We start from the raw sequence: 17,133 nt of genomic DNA, 5'->3' as shown, positions 1-17,133 counted from the left end.
ATGCCCAAAGCTAAAAAGAAATCTGCCAAGAAAAAGACCGCACGTGCCATCTCAAGCACTCGTTCGCTGTCGTCTTACGTTAAATCGGTCTGCGATATTATGCGCCGCTCAAATTGTGCGAGTGCCCTGCAGTATGTTCCAGAGTTAACTTGGATACTTTTCCTCCGTATTTTGGATGCTCAGGAAAAGCGCGATAAAGAGGAAGCCGAAGCAGTCGGTAAATCTTTCGAATGCGCCCTGCGCTCGCCTTTTCGATGGCAGGATTGGGCGGCTCCCTATTCCGAAGAAGCCGATCACCCGAAAACAGACGAAGGCAAGCCCTACGGTTGGAAGCGCAACGAACTGTTTGCCGCAGGCGATGGCAAGCTCTTCGATTTTATCAATTCAGAGTTGCTGCCGCATTTACATAGCCTGGACATTGACCTCGAAACGAAGCTACCCAACCCCAACGCAACACGAAAGCAACGCGTAATCGGTCGTATCATGACTGCGGTCGAGCGCGTCCGCGTCGACAGCGAGACAAATCTTCGCGATGTGCTCGATAAGGTCGATGAAATCAGTATCGACAACGTAGATGACACACACTTCTTCACCCTCTCTCAGGTGTATGAAGACTTGCTCCTGAAGATGGGAGAAAAGAACTCCGACGGCGGACAGTTTTTCACACCTCGCGAAGTCATTCGTGCTATGGTGCATACCGTCGCCCCCAAACTTGGCGATACCGTATATGATCCCTGTTGCGGAACGGGTGGCTTCTTAGCCATCGCCTATGAACATATTCGCCGCAACATGGGGAATGCTCCAGCGAGCACAGACATTTCCAAGCTGAAGCACGACACCTTTTTTGGTCGTGAGAAAGAGAACCTCGTCTATCCCATCGCACTCGCGAACCTAGTTCTGCACGGCATAGACCAGCCCAATTTGTGGCATGGCAACACCTTGACGAAACGGGCGACCTACAAAGAACTTTTCGATAAAGCGCCGGCCACCTTTGACGTCATACTCACGAATCCACCATTCGGAGGTAAAGAGGGGCAGGACGCGCAGAAGAACTACGCTTTTGCCACCAGTTCCACGCAGACGCTGTTCGTGCAAGACATCCTCTCCGAGCTAGCCGATGGCGGTAGTTGCGCGATCGTGCTCGATGACGGTTTCCTCTTTCGAAAGGACGAAAGCGCATTCGTCGAAACCAAACGAAAGCTTGTTGATGAGTGTAACCTTTGGGCCATCGTGAGTCTTCCTGGAGGTGTCTTCTCCGGCGCAGGCGCGGCGGTGAAAACCAACTTAGTCTTTTTCACCAAAGGGGAGAAGACTAAGAAGATTTGGCATTATGATTTTAGCCATGTGAAAGTCGGCAAAAAGACGCCCATGACACTCGCACACTTCGGTTTCGGTAAAAATGGCGAGACCATTGACGACACCGAACTCCCAATGCTGCTCACTCAGGAATGGCAAGATGACGAAGACGTAGCCGGTGAGCCTTTTCCAACTTACGCCAAGATGTTGCCACACCGAGGCACTAAAAAAGGGGAAAGTCGCTACTCATGGACAATAGATTTCACCGCTCGCCGCAAAAAAGCTCGTGATGAAATGCAACCATTCCTTGCGGAAGCTGAGCGCCTAAGAGACGAGATCGTTGACCACAAAGAAGCGCTGCGTGCACTGAAGAAGGCGGACAAAAAGTCTGAGAAAATCAAGCCACTTGAAGAAACCATTGCTGAAAAAGAGAAGGCCCGCAAGGAGGCGGAAAACAAGGCCGAGTCGATCAGCAATACGGTCTACGACCTCAAACCAGTAAACCCAAACAAAGTCGAAAAGATCGACGAGCGCACACCGGCGGAAGTGATCAAAAGCATCGAGGAGCAAGGCAAGATTGTAACTGCTTCGCTGAAGGCTCTTCAAAAGCTCCTTAATTCGTGAAATGGGAGGACTTCAATCGGTGGTTTAATCGCGATTTTTGGAGAGCGTTCAAAAACCGAACCTTCCCAATTGATGTTCCCACGACTCCAAAGGAGAGATCGGCTACGGTGCGCGCCGTCTTCAAGGCTGTAAAATCAGCCCGCTACGCGCCGTCCATTCCGGAGGAAGAGATTGTCATGAACAAGGGTATGGTGTGGCCCGAACCACCCCTGTCTTCTGTATCGAAGATTACATCGTTTCACACTACACGACATTTTTTTTGGGAAAAGATCCATTATCAATCCATCCTAAAAACTGATTCCACAGTTGCTCTAAGCGTTTGGGGTGATTGAGCATTTCAATCACATGCTCAAGGCCAGCCCTGAAGTAACTCTTGCGTTTTATATAAGCAGTCAGGGTTTTGTTATGCTTCAAAATGACTCCCCAACTAAAACAGAAGAAGAAGCTTAGGGTGACCACGGCTACTAGTGCGTCGACTCTTTTTGCTTCCCTTAGATGAGTGTCTTCTATGTTGAGCCCTTTCTTTTTGAAGTGACCAAAGAGTACTTCAATACCCCAGCGACGCTGATAGGCGTTCAGAGCTTTCTTACTTTTGAAACGGTTACTCACGACGTAAAGCGTTTGGGTACGTTGTGTTCGAACTTCTTTTTTACCAAAATAGAGATTCATTCCCCAGATACTTTGGCGTTCTACCCGCGAGCGTTTACACTCCCTAGCGAGTAGATCACCAACAATGGTATTTGCTTTGATTCGCAACACAAAAGTAACGTCCTTCTTGTCTAACCAAGCAAGCCACCTCTTCCCGTGGAATTCGCGATCCATAGCAATGAAGTAAATGTCCTTGGCAGGCAGAACTTCGAGCAGTTTACTCATTAGCCCAATGCGTAGCTTTGTGTTGGAGTTCCCTCGTTTGGAAGTCTGTGGTAAGGTTTGCCAAACGAGAGGAACAGCTATTTTTCCCACAATCACTCCGATAGTTAGGATGTTGATGTGAGTTTTACCGAACTGCCAATTGGTTCGATCAATACTCAAAATATAGCCATCCTTAGGTTTAGGAATTTTTCCCAAAATGAGTTGCGTAATAGCGAGCATGGGCAGTTCCCATGTGGCAAAGAACCTTTGGAACCGACGGTAACGACTACTTTGTGAGCACTCCATTTGGCTATCCGTGGCCAGCTTCACCAAATTGACAGATCGAGACTTTGTGATCGCAAAAATAATGTCAGCGAGACACTTGAGACGTGAAAGATTCCCTCCAACCTGCTGTCTCAGAGTTGTTAGTATAGAAATGTGTAAAGACATGCCTATTTTGCGGCATGGCACTTGCAGTCAAGGTTTTATCTAACAATCAGTTGTGATTTTTTGTCGTGTAGTGTGACATCGTTTACTACTTCTACATCAAGGAACTGGAAGAAGTCATTTCCGGCAATCGCACCGAGCATACCTACGGCGGTTGGTCACTTGGCGGGAATCTCCGCAAACACGAAGACCTAGATGTCGAGTTCGACATCAGCTTTTCCAGTGCTCGTTATTCCTTCAATCCCCGCGCATGGCAACAGGCCTTTGGGAGTTACTCTGATGATTCTACCTCCAGCGCTAATGCTGTGGGGCTTGAAACGAGTCGTCGCCAATGAAAAACGCCACAGCCGCTCGCCATTTTCCGACAAATTGCTTCGCCCACCGGGAGAATCGCTACGTATCAAGGTCACGGAATTAGAAGACCAGCTGAATGACGTCCTCGTGAGTCTCGTGTTCACACTGATTTCTCCGGGCATTTTCTTGCTAGTGATCGCCAAGTTCCCTCTGGTGCTTGTCATTCTAGCCATGGTGATTGCTAGTGGAATGGGTTGGGGCTTCGCCTGGAAATACTGGAAGCGCTTGCTTCGTATTCGCAGAGATTTGAGGAACTACCGCCTAGGTTTTGATGGTGAGCGCTGTGTGGGTGCCGAACTCACGCCCTTACTTGCAAAGGGCTACTCTGTGTACCACGACTTCGTTTTTGACATGCGCCCGGGTGGAGAAGCCAGCAACTTCAATATCGACCACATCGCTATCGGGCCTGAAGGCATTTTCATCATCGAAACGAAAACGAAGAGGAAATCTCTCAAGCCACCCATAAACGAACTAGAGCCACAGCAAATTGCGGTCGAGGGCAAATCGCGTGAGACCACCACCCTGCGCTTCCCCGATGGTTCAATTGACGAGAAACCGATCAAACAAGCACTCAGGCAGTCTGAGCAATTTTACCGCTGGCTCAAGATGCCAACTATCACGCAAGCCGAAATTCGACCGATAGTGGTCTATCCAGGCTGGTGGATTCGTTCGAAGAACTGGGATAAGCTTGGAGTTCAAAGCGCTTCAAAGCTTGCAGATCGCCTCCCCGCTCTTGGCAAAGGCAGGCGCCTTCGCTCCGACGAGATTAAAGCCATCGCAGCGCGTATCGAAGACAAATGCCGTGACATTGAAGGCGCGAGATAAGCTACCAGCGACAATGACAAATGCTCAAACTCCGCTCCACGCTAACAGCTAGAATGTTAATCAATATTCTTTCATTACTCATTGATTGAATCGATCTTCTGCCCCCCACTCCATTTCACCGTAATCAGATCGTTGCGATCCATGCGAAAATAGATTTCCTCTATTCTAGCTATCGCCCCACCAACGCTACACTTCTCGCTTAGCGCCAAGTCTCGGATTTCCTAAAACTTTGATTGGAACCTGCCCGCATCCACGCTTATCTTTCTACCAACAACGCACGACACATCAATATGATCACACTCACTCAATCATCCATCAAAGAGGTCAAGAACCTACTCGCCAAGAAACAAGCAGAAGCGGGCGCTGGGCTCCGCCTCTCTGTTCAAAAAGGTGGATGTGCTGGCATGCAGTATGTGATGGAAGTCGACCAGCCGCACGAAGGCGACACCACGATCGAAGAAGATGGAGCCATCGTCCACGTTTCCGCTGACTCTGAACAGTACCTCAAAGGTTGCCACCTCATCTACGAATACTCACTCTCCGATTCCGGCTTCAAGGTCCAGAACCCCAATGCCTCCCGCTCCTGCGGCTGCGGCACGTCCTTCGAGGCCAAAGGAGAAGAAGGCACCTACGATCCAGCAAACGAGTGTAAGTAACTTTAACTCACCGTCCGCTCCGTGCCGCGCGATCGCGAAGACGACTCCTTTGTCGCCAGAATCCTCAAGAAAAAGCCCCCGCTTTTTTGGTGGTTTCTATTGAACACCACAATGCTCTGCATCGCGATTCTCAGCTGGGCATTCTTTTTAGAAATTTTTGGCAACCCGCACCGCGCACGGAACTACGTCATTTTAGAGAAACTGGGACGTAAGCAAGAAGTTAAATCCTTCGACACCATCACCGCACCTAGCGGCAAGGCCTATAATCCAAGTTCACTTTATAAAAAATACTACAACCTCAACCCCGAGGACATTTCGCTGCTCAATAGCGAACTTAAGCGCGTCTACGTAGGAAACCTTAAAGACCCTAGTTATAATAACTATGTACAAGGTGAATTCCGCGTCCTCAAAACACGCGTATTAGACGAGCAAGATTTTATCCAAAATGGAATTGCAATCCAAGCCCAGGCTCTCGTCCGACCAGATGCCTTCCACCCACCCACACCCTACCTTGTACTGATCGAGTGGATTCTACCAGGCGCCCCAGCAAATGCTGTTGAATCCTATCAATTAGGTGACTTGCTAGAACTAGGAAAAAACCCCTATTACCCTTTTGTACTGCACGCACTACGCGTCCCTAGACCGGGCGATGAACCACTCATTTCATTGAGCTGCATTCCATTAGTCTACGACTCTAAGATCATTCCTCCACGCGGCGAGGCATTTTCTATCGAGCCAGCTGAACGGCTCAATCTCAACGGCTCTTTCCCTATCTTTAAGAAACAATAATTTATGAAACTCATCTCTTGGAACGTTAATGGTATTCGCGCAGTCCTAAAAAAAGGTTTTGCCGAATGGTTCGCAGAAGTTCAGCCAGACATTCTCTGCCTGCAGGAAACGAAAGCCCGCGCTGAACAAGTCGAACTCCCACTCGAATTCGCTGGCTACCACCAATACTGGAACGAAGCAGAAAAACCTGGTTACTCTGGCACTCTCATTCTCACAAAAGAAAAACCTCTATCAGTTTCTAACGGAATCGGTATTGACGAGCACGATACGGAAGGTCGCGTCATCACAGCTGAATACCCCGACTTTTACCTCGTCACAGTCTACACCCCAAATGCACAAAACGAGCTCAGACGGCTAGACTACCGCATGCAGTGGGATCTCGACTTTCTCGCCTATTGCAAAGACTTAGAAAAATCAAAACCAGTAATATTCTGCGGAGATCTCAATGTCGCCCACACTGAAATCGACCTCGCTCGACCTAAAAACAATCGCAAGAGCGCAGGCTTCTCAGATCAAGAACGCGCAGGCTTCGATAAAATTGTAGAAGCAGGCTTCATCGACACCTTCCGCCATTTCGAGCCAGATACCACAGACGCCTATTCCTGGTGGAGTTATCGCGCTGGAGCTCGCGGCAAAAATGTAGGTTGGAGGATCGATTACTTCTGCGTTTCTAGCACTTTAGTTGATCGCCTCGAATCAGCAACAATCCTTTCAGAGGTCATGGGTTCGGACCATTGCCCAGTAACTTTGACGCTAAAATAGTTGGCGAAATCTCCCTAACATATTAATGTGCGAGAATGAAAACTCTCATTCTCGCGCTCGCTCTCACTATCCCATTGGCAGCTGAGACGCCGCCAGTTCAGGAAATCACAGTCAAAACGGAAGTCCCTTCACCCGCGTGGAATCTCGCGATTGAAAGCATCCACAAAAAGGATGGAAAACTCCTCGTAGTCACTCGCGCCAGCAAGTCAGAAGGAATTTTCACCCAGCAAATCACAACGGCAAAAGCTTCAGCAAAGCTGCCAAACAAGATTGCTGACATCCCTAGGGAAATCTACTTGTTAGACGCCACTTGGAAGACACCCGAACACGTGCATGCAGTCACTCAAGAAGAACTCGACACCATCCTCGCTGGCAGCACTCAGATTTATAAAGTTAAGACAGAAATCGCTAGCGCCGACTTCCTAGAACTATCACTCGAAGAAGCCGAAGAGCTGGCAAAAAAGAACGGCCTGAAATATAGGATCGTAGAAGTCGACGGTCAACCGCGACCAATCACCATGGACTTACGCATGGATCGCTTCAATTTCCATGTAGAAAACGGCAAAATCGTTAAGGTTACAAAGGGTTAAGCAGGCCATATGTCAGCCTTAAGCCACTTCGAATCAGAGCCAGATTGACTATTCAGTATCCACTGATACACCAGCTCCATGTCCGAGCCCGCTATCGCTTCCGCATCCGAACTTTGCGTTAAATACTCACACCACACAGTGCTCGATGGAGCCACTCTAGCGATCCATCAAGGCGAACGCATTGGCCTCGTCGGCCGCAATGGTTCAGGTAAATCTACTCTCATGAAAATCTGCGCCGGTGCCGACCAGCCAGACTCTGGAGAGTGGACCACCCGCAATGATCTAGTCACCGGCTATCTCCCCCAAAACTTCGAATTAAATGACAATGATACGGTCCTAGAAGCGACACTTGCAGGAGCTCAATACATCCTCGACATGCTCGAGGCATATGACAACTGCGACCCGACATCAAAACAAGGTGCAGAGCTCTTAGAAAAAATCAATCACCACGATGGCTGGACCATCGACTCGCGCGCCCAAGCGCTTCTCACAAACCTCCACGCCCCCGAAGCTGATCGTTTAATAAAAACGCTTTCCGGCGGTGAAAAGCGCCGCGTCGCACTCGCACGGGCACTCCTCGCTCAGCCCGATTTCCTCATCCTCGATGAGCCTACCAACCACCTAGATACTGGATCGATCGAATGGTTAGAAACTTTCCTTTCACGCTATAACGGCACCTGTCTTTTCGTCACGCACGATCGCTACTTCCTCGACCGTATCGCTACCCGTATCGTCGAAATCGCCCGCGGCAAATGTATCGCCTATGACGGCAACTACACCGACTACCTCGTTTCTCGCGCAGAACGCATGGCGCAAGAAGCGGTCAATGAACACAAACGTCAGCGCTTCCTGAAAAAGGAACTCGAATGGGTTCGTCGTCGACCATCAGCACGTCGGACCAAGTCGCGCGATCGTATGGATAAATATTTCGAAGTTGCTGATCAAGAAGCACCCGAACAAGAAGTCGACGTCGACCTCATCATCCCGCCTGCGGCGAAATTGCCAAACGTGGTGATCGAAGCACACGGCCTCACCCAGACCGTCGGTGATCGCACACTCTTCCGTAAGCTCGATTTCAAACTCGAGCCAAATGAACGAATCGGCATCGTCGGGCGCAACGGCATGGGGAAATCCACGCTCATTAAGACCTTATTAGGAATGATGGAGCCCTCTGCTGGTACAGTAAAAGTGGGAGCGCGTACTGACCTCAACTATGTCGACCAAAACCGACTACTCCTCGACGACCAGAAATCTATTTTTGATGAAGTCGGCGAAGGCCAAGAGTACGTGAAACTTGGCGATGAAACACTCGGCTTACGCGCTTACTTGAAACGCTTCCTCTTTGATGACGACCGCATCAACACCAAGATCGAACTCCTCTCTGGCGGCGAACGTTCGCGGGTATTGTTAGCAAAAATCCTCAAACGTGGCGGCAATGTTCTGGTTCTCGATGAACCGACAAACGATCTCGATCTTAACACTCTGCGCTTACTCGAAGAAGCGCTCGCCCACTTCAAAGGTTCCGTGCTGGTCGTTTCTCACGATCGCTACTTCCTTAATCGTGTGTGCACCGGCATCCTCGCGTTCGAAGATGATGGCTCCCTTCATTACAATGTCGGCTCCTACGATTACTACCTTGAAAAGAAAGCTGAACGCGACGCCCAACGCGCAACGTACGAAAACCTAACAGCAGCAAAGGAAAAGCCGAAAAAAGAGAAGTCTAACGACAAGCCTCGCAAACTCAAATGGAGCGAGGAACGCGAACTCGAAACCATCGAAGACGACATTCTTGCAGCCGAAGAAGATGCCGCAGCACAAGAAGCAGTCATCAATGAACCCAACTTCTACACAGAACACACCCACGATTACCAAGAGTACGAAGCGAAACTCAAAGAAGCGCAAGCGAAAGTCGCAAGCCTCTATGATCGATGGGAAGAACTCAGCGCTGTCAAAGCAGCATGGGACGAATACCATGCCTAAACACCATTTCTAACTCTCAAGCACTCTATCTTATGGAAACACGTGTCCACCTGCCAGATTCCGAACCACCCGCAACCATCCGCGAAGTAGTCGCTGCCCTCAAAAAGCAAAAGCTCATAGCCTCACACGACAAACAAAGCTGGGGCGACTGGATCAATTTTGAAGGTAAACAGACAGTCATCTCAATCGAGTCAATGAATGGCCTCACCACCTCGGCGACCATCGAAGAAGCCGAAGGTGAAGACGACATTCTCATCGCCTGCATCACAGCATTCCGCAAGCTCGGATGGTTCGGAGAAGACGAAGACGGACCGTATCCATTGTGATTCTCACCTGGGGAATTATTAGTTAGAAATTACATGCGAGTATGAAAACTGAAAAGCCCCTAAAGGACAAAGCTTACGCATTCGCGTTGCGATCCATCAAACTTTATCAACACCTCCAAACAGATCTTCGTACAGCCACTTCGATAGGAGCCAATGATGAAGAAGCAATTGGAGCTCAGAGCGATAAAGACTTCATCTCAAAATAGTCCATCGCTTACAAAGAAACGAGAGAGTCACACTACTGGTTGAGACTGCTCCAAGACTCTGAATACTCAACACAGCGTCAAGCGGAGTCGCTACTAACTGATTGTGATAAACTCCTAAAAATAGCTGGCTGTAACCTAAAACCCTTAAGCTGAAATTACAGCAATCTTCCTAATTCCTAATTTTAAATTCATCCTTGGAATGCCTTCACAAAAAAACTTCCTCCCTTCTAACTCTCCGCTTCTCCCCGCAGTGGCTCACTTCCTACTCGGTCTCGGTGAAGAGCTCAAAGATACTCTAGTCATCGTCCCAACCGCGCAATCAGGTCGTCAGCTCAGACAGCAACTTCCCCTCATCGCGGGACGCCCCGTACTCGCTCCCGCAGTCACCACTGCCGACGTACTCTACGCGCCCCAAGCCGACTCGAATGCTGCCAATAAAATGCAATGGTGGAATGCCTGGAGCGAAACACTGCGTTCCTACACAGATTCTCAACTCGAAGATCTTTTCCCACAATTAGAAGGAATTAAGCGCGACTTTAATTGGGGGCTCAATGCCGCGCAACGCTTCTGCAAACTTAAAGACGAAATCACCGTCGTCGATCACAGCTTCTCCTCAGTCGCGGCAATTGCAGACGTAGACAAAGAACGCTGGGAGCGCCTAGCCAGCATTGATAAAGACGTAAAAGCATTCCTCGCTAAACACGGTCTTCGTTGCCCAGCCGAAGCGAAACGTTACGCAGCAGAAAACTGGCAGGCCCCTGATAAAGTCAAACGTCTCGTTCTCGCCTGCACACCAGATCTTCCAGCGCTCGCCATAAAAGCTCTTCAGAATAGCAACATTCCGATTGAGGTGCTAGTTCACGCCAATGAAGACTTAGCTGAACATTTTGATCAATGGGGGCAACCTGACACCGCCTACTGGAATTCCTGCCCGATTCCTCTTCCTTCCCCGCAACAGGAGTGCATCAAGCTGCATAGCTCAGGCCATGACAGCTCCGAAGCATTAATCAAAGATCTCTCAAAATACGCATCAGACCAAGTCACTCTCGCAGTCACCGATCAAGCCTTTTCCACATTGGTGAGTGACTCGATTGAACAAGCTGGTTGGCCATGCTTTGATCCCGATGGTCGACTCGTTTCAAAATCTGGCCTCTGGGCGTTTCTCAAGCAACTCCGCCAATGCCTAGCACATTCTAACAGCTTCCAACACGTTCAGAGTCTGCTTAAAGCTCCAGAAGCTCGCTACTTGCTAAAAAGCATTCAATCCCCCGCAAGTATTGCACGGAGGATCGACACCTTATTCCAGAGATCGCTACCGCAAAACTTCGACCACGCGATCCATTGCGCCGATGAAACACTCGCCCCAGTGCTCGAAGAACTCCAAGCATGGTTGAGCACCCGCAGCGACGATGCCTCGCGCTTTCTAGAAAAACTATTCGACCGTATCGAACGCTCGCCAGATTTCCCGACCGAACTCATCGATCCATTTCTCGAAGGTATCGAGACCATCAAACAGCTCGAATTTCATAAGCAGCGGCTCAACTATCACCACGCACTTGAACTCATCATGGCAAGCTGTGAAGGCGTAAAAATACATGCAGAGCGTGCCGGGACAGTCATTGACCAATTAGGATGGTTAGAAATCCCCTACGCCGAGCAAGCACATCTCCACATCGTTGGCTTCCACGAAACCTGCGTCCCAGAACGTCCACATAATGATGGCTTCCTGCCCGAATCCCTCCGTAAAAAACTCAATCTCTACAGCCGCGAACAACTCACAGCCAGAGATTCCTACTTACTTCACAGTATCATCGAAGCGCGCAAAGATCTAGGTTCCACTCATTTCTACCTTTCTCAAACAGCTCCTAACGGAGAAGAACGCCAAGCGTCACGCCTACTCATTCGCTGCGACGAAGAACAACTCCCAGCACGCGTCCAACATTGTTTCCGTGAAGATATCGAGAACAAAAAGCGCCTTCCCGCATACTCCGAAGGTGGCTGGAAACTGACTCTCCAACACGGTCTCAAATGGCCAGAAGAAAAAAATCTCAGCATCTCGCCAAGTAAGCTCACTAATTTCCTTCGTTGCCCGTTCCGCTTTTATCTTCAATACGTCGAGGACTTCCAACGTTCTGATTTTGACTCCCAAGAAATGGACGCCATGCAGTTCGGCAACCTTGTACACGATGTGTTAGAACTCTACGGTAAAGACCCTCAAACACGCGATCTCATCAACACTGAAGAAATCGAGCAAGCCTTTACGGACCTACTAAATACTCTTTTCATCCAACGCTATGGCCACACCAGTAACCTCCCACTGATAATTCAAAAAGAGAGTGCACTCAATCGGCTCAAAGCATTTGCCCCCGAACAAGCGCTCATGCGCGAAGAAGGTTGGCAAATTAAACACGTCGAACTCGCCATTGGTACAAAGGAAAAGGAAATCCTATGGAATTTCGACGAGACACCCATCAAAATGCGCATCGACCGCATTGACGTCAATCAACACAATGGCTCTTGGCGAGTCATCGATTACAAAACTTCGACAAAAGTCAAAAAACCTCAGGAGGAACATCTAGAAAATGTCCGTGCTACAGATGATCCACACCACATCTACGGAGAACTCCTCCCCCCTGCATCATCTAGAGCGCGTGCTGAGCAGCGCTGGAAGAACCTACAACTCCCCCTATACGCCGAATTTGTCCGACAACACTTTCAGTTAGAATATCTCCCAGAGATTGCATACGTCGCTTTCCCCGCCGCAGCCTCTGGCACGGGTCTGCAAGCGTGGTCAACTTATGATGAAAATGTCCACGACTGCGCCATGCAGTGGGTGAGCCAATGCATCACAGCCATTCGCCAGAGCAAGTTCCCCATCCGCGAACTCCCATCTAACATGCGAAGCTGGGATAACTTTGCCGATCTTAGCCCCACCGACTTAGCCTCTGCATTTGATCTCACACCAGCCTCCTAACATCATGTTTTCTAGTCTACTCATTGAAGCTTCTGCTGGTTCAGGAAAAACTTACCAACTCTCTAACCGCTTCCTCGCCCTCCTCGCTCTCGGAGAAAATCCATCCGATCTCATCGCCCTCACCTTCACCCGCAAAGCCGCTGGTGAATTTAGCAGACGCATCTTCAACCGACTCGCCCTCGGCGCGAGTTCACCTGAAAAAGCACAGCAGCTGGCAGCTGAAATCACTCCAACCCTCATCGGTGACCCAGCTTCCGACCAGCCCGGTATTGTCAAAGCAAATGAGCTTCCCGAACTGAGCATGGAACGCTTCCGCCAGCTTCTCTGCGAACTGATCACAGCGCTCGACCAACTGCAGCTCAGTACTCTCGATAGCTTTTTTACCCGACTTGTTAGCTCCTTTGGCCCTGAACTAGGACTCGCAGGTTTCGAAATGTTAGATGAAGACGGTTCCGCCCGAGCTCGCGAAGAAACACTCCAGTCCGTACTCAGTGGTGGTTCACTCACTGACTCTCAACGCGACATTTTCCTCCAAGCCTTTACCATCGCCAACTACGGAAATGAAGAAGCGCGCGTTCGTGACTCGGTCCTTAACTTCATTGAAAACTATCATGAAAAACTCCTCCGACTCAGTTCACCCAGTGCCTGGGGAAATGCTGAATCCTTGTGGCCTGATTCCGATAACTGGCCTTACGCCTCATCTGCCAAACTAGCATCTCTCCAACAAGAAATAGAAAAAGAAATCCCTGAAAGCTTTGGCCATAAAGGATTTGATAAAACCTTCAGAACCTTCACCGACTCGATTACCGAGTACACGCCTGGCTCACCATTGCCCAAACCGATTAGTACTTACTTGTTCAAATGGACTGAAAATACCGAGCGCGGCGATGAAACATCATTCCTCTACAGCCGTAAAGAAATCAGCTTTTCTCTCAAACTGAGTACCGCTCTGTTAGATTTGAAGGATCTCATCCATTTTTCAGAACTACGCACTTATCTGCAGCGCACTCAAGGTATTTGGAGCGTTGTCTACGCATTCGAAAACCAATACCACAAGCTCGCTCGTTCCCAAGGTCGTGTCAGTTTCTCCGACCTCACACTCTTACTTCAGCGACACAATGTTCTAGCGGGCGAGCAAGGCTATAACCACCTCGCTTACCGACTCGATTCACAATTCAAGCATTGGTTGTTAGACGAATTCCAAGACACCTCGCGCGCCCAATGGGATGTCATTCAGCCAGCCATTGATGAAGCTATGATCGACCACGAGGCCACACGCAGCCTCTTCGTCGTTGGCGACACTAAACAATCCATCTACGGCTGGCGCGGTGGTGAACCTCGATTATTTAACGAACTTGAACATCAACCGTCTTGGAGCCACCTCAATGTATGGACGATGTCTCAATCGTGGCGTTCCAGCGCTGTGGTGCTCGATTTCGTCAACCTCTGCTGTGATCCCGAATCTGACGGCATGTCTACATTACCAGAGCAAACACGTGAGCGTTGGAAATTTGAAAAACATGTAGCCGCGAAGGACTTGAGCGGAGAAGTCGCAGTCTATCAGCTTAATGCGAAACCTGAAGATGACGAGCTCAGCGATAAACAAATGGCTATTCTCGCCGAACTTTCACGTATAGCGCCGACGGAACGCGGTCTCAGCTGTGCCATTCTCGTCAGCTCAAATAAGCAAGTCCAAGAGTACACTCAGCTGCTACGCGAACACGGCAACTGGCCAGTCGAAGCTGAAGCAGCAGTGACCATAGCCTCAGATTCACCACTCGGTCTCGCCTTGCTCGATTGGTTCAAATATCTTTGCTACCCAGCCGACCACTTTGCTCTGAGGCATGTGCTATCCTCACCTCTAGCAACCGCAGTCCAGCAATTTGGCGATTCGGATGCCGAACAACTCATCAATGCACGCAGCCAAATCTCTTCCCAGGGCCTCAGCAAGCATCTCGTGCAGTTGATCAAAAAACTCCCGAAATCACTTCATTTAGGAAAATTCCAAGAACTACGACTGCGTCAAATCATCGATACAGCACGTAGCTTCGATGCTAAAGGAGGAACCCTCGAAGAATGGCTGCGCATGCTCAAAACTCAAGTACACCGCGAAGAAAGCAGTGCTGGGGCCATTCAGGTCATGACCGTCCACAAATCCAAGGGACTTGAATTTGACCTCGTCATTTTACCAGAACTCGACGGAAGCGGATATGATGCCATCAATCGCATGGACATGCTCATTCAGCACAACGAGCAACACCTCCCTGAGCACTTCATGCTCAAGCCAAACAAAGAGATTATCCAAAACGACCCGCAGCTCACCGAGCAATACAATGACTGGATCGCAGATAATTGCTACGAACGCGCCTGTAATGTGTATGTGGCCCTCACCCGCGCTGCACACTCGCTCTATCTCTTCCTCAATACTCCTGCGAAAAGCGCACAGCCTACAGAAAAACTCAATGACGCAGGCTGGATCCACCGTTCAGTCGGAGACATCGAAGCCACCGAATACGACTTTGGAGATGGTGTCCTCGGCCAGCGACTCTACCATGCTGGCGACCACCACTGGCATGAAAGCTTCGATTTCTCTGCCGCCCTCGATGTCGAAATATCTGAAGCAGTCGTTCTCCCCACCGCCATCCCTCGCGCTGGCAGAAAGACGGCCTCATCCGACAAAACAGAAATCTTCGTCAACCGCTACTCCCGCTCCAGCCAAGGAGGTAAAGAATTTGGCAACCACATCCACGCGTTGTTTGAGCAAATCGAAAGAGCAAACGACTTAGACAGTCTCCCTAACAATAGCTACAAAGAGCACATCAAAGCGGCGATCGAACATCCAGACGGAGCCTTCTGGTTCTCCCCAGATGCCCACACCGAGATCCTGCGCGAGCAAGCAATTGAAGCGGTCGACAGCAATGGAGTTTGGTTCTCAGGCGTCATTGATAGAGCACTCATCCACCGCAACTCCGAAGGCCAAGTGCAAAAGATTGCGATCCTCGATTACAAAACCGACCGCGTCGAAACCGCAGAGGAACTCACAGAGCGCTACGCAGCACAGCTCGCAAGCTACCAACACTACCTCGCCAGCGCCTACCAAATCCCAGTCGCAAACGTCAGCACCACCCTCTATTCCACAGCTCTGCGTTGCTACATTTGAGTAAACGCATCTCAAACTATTTGTCTGCCCTCTTCTACGCATAAGGCAGGGCTGCTTATCCCTAAGCGGCCGGCAGCGCAACGGTCTTCAAACCGAAATACCCCACCCCTCCTACCCACTTCGCCTCATCCCTGACCCGCTCTGATAGTTACGTTTTTTGACCATTCAACCATTAACCAAAAGTCTACGCTCGACCCATGGTCAGGGATAGGTGAGCTATTACGTTATACAATCTGAGATGAGTATGGATTCCACACCGCAATATTCAGGAAAACCGACACTATACTTAGATCAGAATATCCTCGATCTTTTCGTTAAGAATGGCATGGGTAGCTTTGGGCGAGAGCTAATGGACAAGTTCCAGATTGTTTATTCTGACGAAACTCTTAAAGAGATAAGACGATCTGTCGGCCATGAAAGCGACTTCCTTAATATCCTAAAGGACCTTGGTTCATATCATTTAAAAATCGTCGTTGAACAACCTAGCTTCATTGTAACTGACAAAGCGACCATCACTAGCAGGGACGTATTTGAAGCATTCGAAGAACACTGTAGCAATGATAATGAATATGGAAGCATTGAGAATTCAATGCACCAGTGGCTATACAAGTTCTCTGGCGGAAGATCGGGTGATAGTATTTCTGATATTCATGATGAACAGTTGGCTGCTTTTACACAGCTTATGGGAAGTATGCTCGAAAACGCTGATGAACTTCCTGTTGAAATGAGGGCGCAGATTAAAGAGTATTCCGAACTAATGATGGAGCAATATAAATCTACGCTTCATGAGCTTGAAAATAGGATGTCAAAAGACATTCCCGATACGAAGGAGTGGAATGGAATAAAGTCCTACAGAGAGTCAGTGGGTATAGGTCCAAAGGAACTAAATAATATCAAACCTCCGAAAGTGATCGAAAAAATATGGGATGCTTTTAAAGTTAAGCTCCCAAAAAACGATCACATCAACAGCTTAGAAGATTTCTTCCAGATTCGCATAAATCCTATCTACCCTGACAGACCTTACCATCTACACCAAAAGGTGACCGGTATGTATAACATGCTTAATACTCTTGGCTACTTCCCCGACTCCAAAGTACATAAGGAAAGACGATTTATCGCCGCCATGAGCGATAATAGCCACGCATCAATGGCCTCATTCTGTAATTTATTATTATCAAGAGATGCGAACTTTGTAAAAAAGGTACGGGCTGTGTATGAGTATCTTGGAGTACAAACAGAAGTAAGGCTGGTTACGGTTAGCTATGCATAACAAGGCGCTGCATTCTACACTG

At 49.1% G+C, this 17,133-nt stretch carries 14 protein-coding genes; 13 read left to right on the top strand and 1 reads right to left on the bottom strand.

Annotated features, from left to right (window positions below):
• Positions 1 to 1,920, top strand: coding sequence for an N-6 DNA methylase (locus ACFPK9_RS15530; protein ID WP_377096416.1), 1,920 nt, complete (start codon positions 1 to 3; stop codon positions 1,918 to 1,920).
• A gap of 243 nt (positions 1,921 to 2,163) precedes the next feature.
• On the opposite strand, the gene ACFPK9_RS15525 is transcribed toward ACFPK9_RS15530, so the two are convergent.
• Positions 2,164 to 3,222: an IS4 family transposase gene (locus ACFPK9_RS15525; protein WP_377096413.1), complete on the bottom strand. Its 1,059-nt coding sequence runs from the start codon at positions 3,220 to 3,222 to the stop codon at positions 2,164 to 2,166.
• A gap of 276 nt (positions 3,223 to 3,498) precedes the next feature.
• Between ACFPK9_RS15525 and ACFPK9_RS15520 the strand changes: the two genes are divergently transcribed.
• From ACFPK9_RS15520 to ACFPK9_RS15465, 12 genes are all read left to right on the top strand, one after another.
• Positions 3,499 to 4,398 carry a nuclease-related domain-containing protein gene (locus ACFPK9_RS15520; RefSeq protein WP_377096410.1) on the top strand — a complete coding sequence of 300 codons (900 nt, stop codon included), beginning with the start codon at positions 3,499 to 3,501 and terminating at the stop codon, positions 4,396 to 4,398.
• Between the two features lie 290 nt (positions 4,399 to 4,688).
• Positions 4,689 to 5,054 carry a HesB/IscA family protein gene (locus ACFPK9_RS15515; protein ID WP_377096407.1) on the top strand — a complete coding sequence of 122 codons (366 nt, stop codon included), beginning with the start codon at positions 4,689 to 4,691 and terminating at the stop codon, positions 5,052 to 5,054.
• A 21-nt stretch (positions 5,055 to 5,075) separates the two neighbouring features.
• On the top strand, positions 5,076 to 5,843 hold the full coding sequence (locus tag ACFPK9_RS15510) for a hypothetical protein (protein ID WP_377096404.1): 768 nt from the start codon (positions 5,076 to 5,078) through the stop codon (positions 5,841 to 5,843).
• 3 nt (positions 5,844 to 5,846) lie between these two features.
• Positions 5,847 to 6,605 (top strand): exodeoxyribonuclease III, encoded by a 759-nt coding sequence (locus ACFPK9_RS15505; RefSeq protein WP_377096401.1) that lies wholly within the window; start codon positions 5,847 to 5,849, stop codon positions 6,603 to 6,605.
• 35 nt (positions 6,606 to 6,640) lie between these two features.
• A complete protein-coding gene (locus ACFPK9_RS15500; RefSeq protein WP_377096398.1) occupies positions 6,641 to 7,195 on the top strand; it encodes a hypothetical protein in 555 nt (184 codons plus the stop codon).
• A 78-nt stretch (positions 7,196 to 7,273) separates the two neighbouring features.
• Positions 7,274 to 9,175: an ABC-F family ATP-binding cassette domain-containing protein gene (locus tag ACFPK9_RS15495; RefSeq protein ID WP_377096395.1), complete on the top strand. Its 1,902-nt coding sequence runs from the start codon at positions 7,274 to 7,276 to the stop codon at positions 9,173 to 9,175.
• On the top strand, positions 9,154 to 9,501 hold the full coding sequence (locus tag ACFPK9_RS15490) for a hypothetical protein (protein ID WP_377096392.1): 348 nt from the start codon (positions 9,154 to 9,156) through the stop codon (positions 9,499 to 9,501). Before ACFPK9_RS15495 ends, ACFPK9_RS15490 begins: the two co-directional genes overlap by 22 nt.
• A 41-nt stretch (positions 9,502 to 9,542) precedes the next feature.
• Positions 9,543 to 9,707 carry a four helix bundle protein gene (locus ACFPK9_RS15485; RefSeq protein ID WP_377096389.1) on the top strand — a complete coding sequence of 55 codons (165 nt, stop codon included), beginning with the start codon at positions 9,543 to 9,545 and terminating at the stop codon, positions 9,705 to 9,707.
• A 3-nt stretch (positions 9,708 to 9,710) separates the two neighbouring features.
• The gene (locus tag ACFPK9_RS15480; protein ID WP_377096661.1) at positions 9,711 to 9,860 is read left to right on the top strand and encodes a four helix bundle protein; all 150 of its coding nucleotides are present in this window, start codon (positions 9,711 to 9,713) and stop codon (positions 9,858 to 9,860) included.
• Positions 9,861 to 9,906: 46 nt separating this feature from the next.
• On the top strand, positions 9,907 to 12,681 hold the full coding sequence (locus ACFPK9_RS15475) for a PD-(D/E)XK nuclease family protein (RefSeq protein WP_377096386.1): 2,775 nt from the start codon (positions 9,907 to 9,909) through the stop codon (positions 12,679 to 12,681).
• Between the two features lie 4 nt (positions 12,682 to 12,685).
• A complete protein-coding gene (locus ACFPK9_RS15470) occupies positions 12,686 to 15,841 on the top strand; it encodes a UvrD-helicase domain-containing protein (protein WP_377096383.1) in 3,156 nt (1,051 codons plus the stop codon).
• 244 nt (positions 15,842 to 16,085) lie between these two features.
• Positions 16,086 to 17,111, top strand: coding sequence for a hypothetical protein (locus ACFPK9_RS15465; protein ID WP_377096380.1), 1,026 nt, complete (start codon positions 16,086 to 16,088; stop codon positions 17,109 to 17,111).
• Positions 17,112 to 17,133: the final 22 nt, after the last annotated feature.

This window comes from Rubritalea spongiae, from assembly GCF_042652385.1.
GTDB classification, from domain to species: Bacteria; Verrucomicrobiota; Verrucomicrobiia; order Verrucomicrobiales; family Akkermansiaceae; genus Rubritalea; species Rubritalea spongiae.
The sequence above is the reverse complement of the archived record's forward strand: the minus strand, read 5'-3'. Positions and strand labels throughout refer to the sequence as shown.

Bases quoted from the DNA above. Each gene is read 5' to 3' on its own strand.
- ACFPK9_RS15530 (WP_377096416.1), top strand. From the start codon at position 1: ATGCCCAAAGCTAAAAAGAAATCTGCCAAGAAAAAGACCGCACGTGCC.
- ACFPK9_RS15525 (WP_377096413.1), bottom strand. From the start codon at position 3,222: ATGTCTTTACACATTTCTATACTAACAACTCTGAGACAGCAGGTTGGA.
- ACFPK9_RS15520 (WP_377096410.1), top strand. From the start codon at position 3,499: ATGATTCTACCTCCAGCGCTAATGCTGTGGGGCTTGAAACGAGTCGTC.
- ACFPK9_RS15515 (WP_377096407.1), top strand. From the start codon at position 4,689: ATGATCACACTCACTCAATCATCCATCAAAGAGGTCAAGAACCTACTC.
- ACFPK9_RS15505 (WP_377096401.1), top strand. From the start codon at position 5,847: ATGAAACTCATCTCTTGGAACGTTAATGGTATTCGCGCAGTCCTAAAA.
- ACFPK9_RS15500 (WP_377096398.1), top strand. From the start codon at position 6,641: ATGAAAACTCTCATTCTCGCGCTCGCTCTCACTATCCCATTGGCAGCT.
- ACFPK9_RS15495 (WP_377096395.1), top strand. From the start codon at position 7,274: ATGTCCGAGCCCGCTATCGCTTCCGCATCCGAACTTTGCGTTAAATAC.
- ACFPK9_RS15490 (WP_377096392.1), top strand. From the start codon at position 9,154: ATGGGACGAATACCATGCCTAAACACCATTTCTAACTCTCAAGCACTC.
- ACFPK9_RS15485 (WP_377096389.1), top strand. From the start codon at position 9,543: ATGAAAACTGAAAAGCCCCTAAAGGACAAAGCTTACGCATTCGCGTTG.
- ACFPK9_RS15475 (WP_377096386.1), top strand. From the start codon at position 9,907: ATGCCTTCACAAAAAAACTTCCTCCCTTCTAACTCTCCGCTTCTCCCC.
- ACFPK9_RS15470 (WP_377096383.1), top strand. From the start codon at position 12,686: ATGTTTTCTAGTCTACTCATTGAAGCTTCTGCTGGTTCAGGAAAAACT.
- ACFPK9_RS15465 (WP_377096380.1), top strand. From the start codon at position 16,086: ATGGATTCCACACCGCAATATTCAGGAAAACCGACACTATACTTAGAT.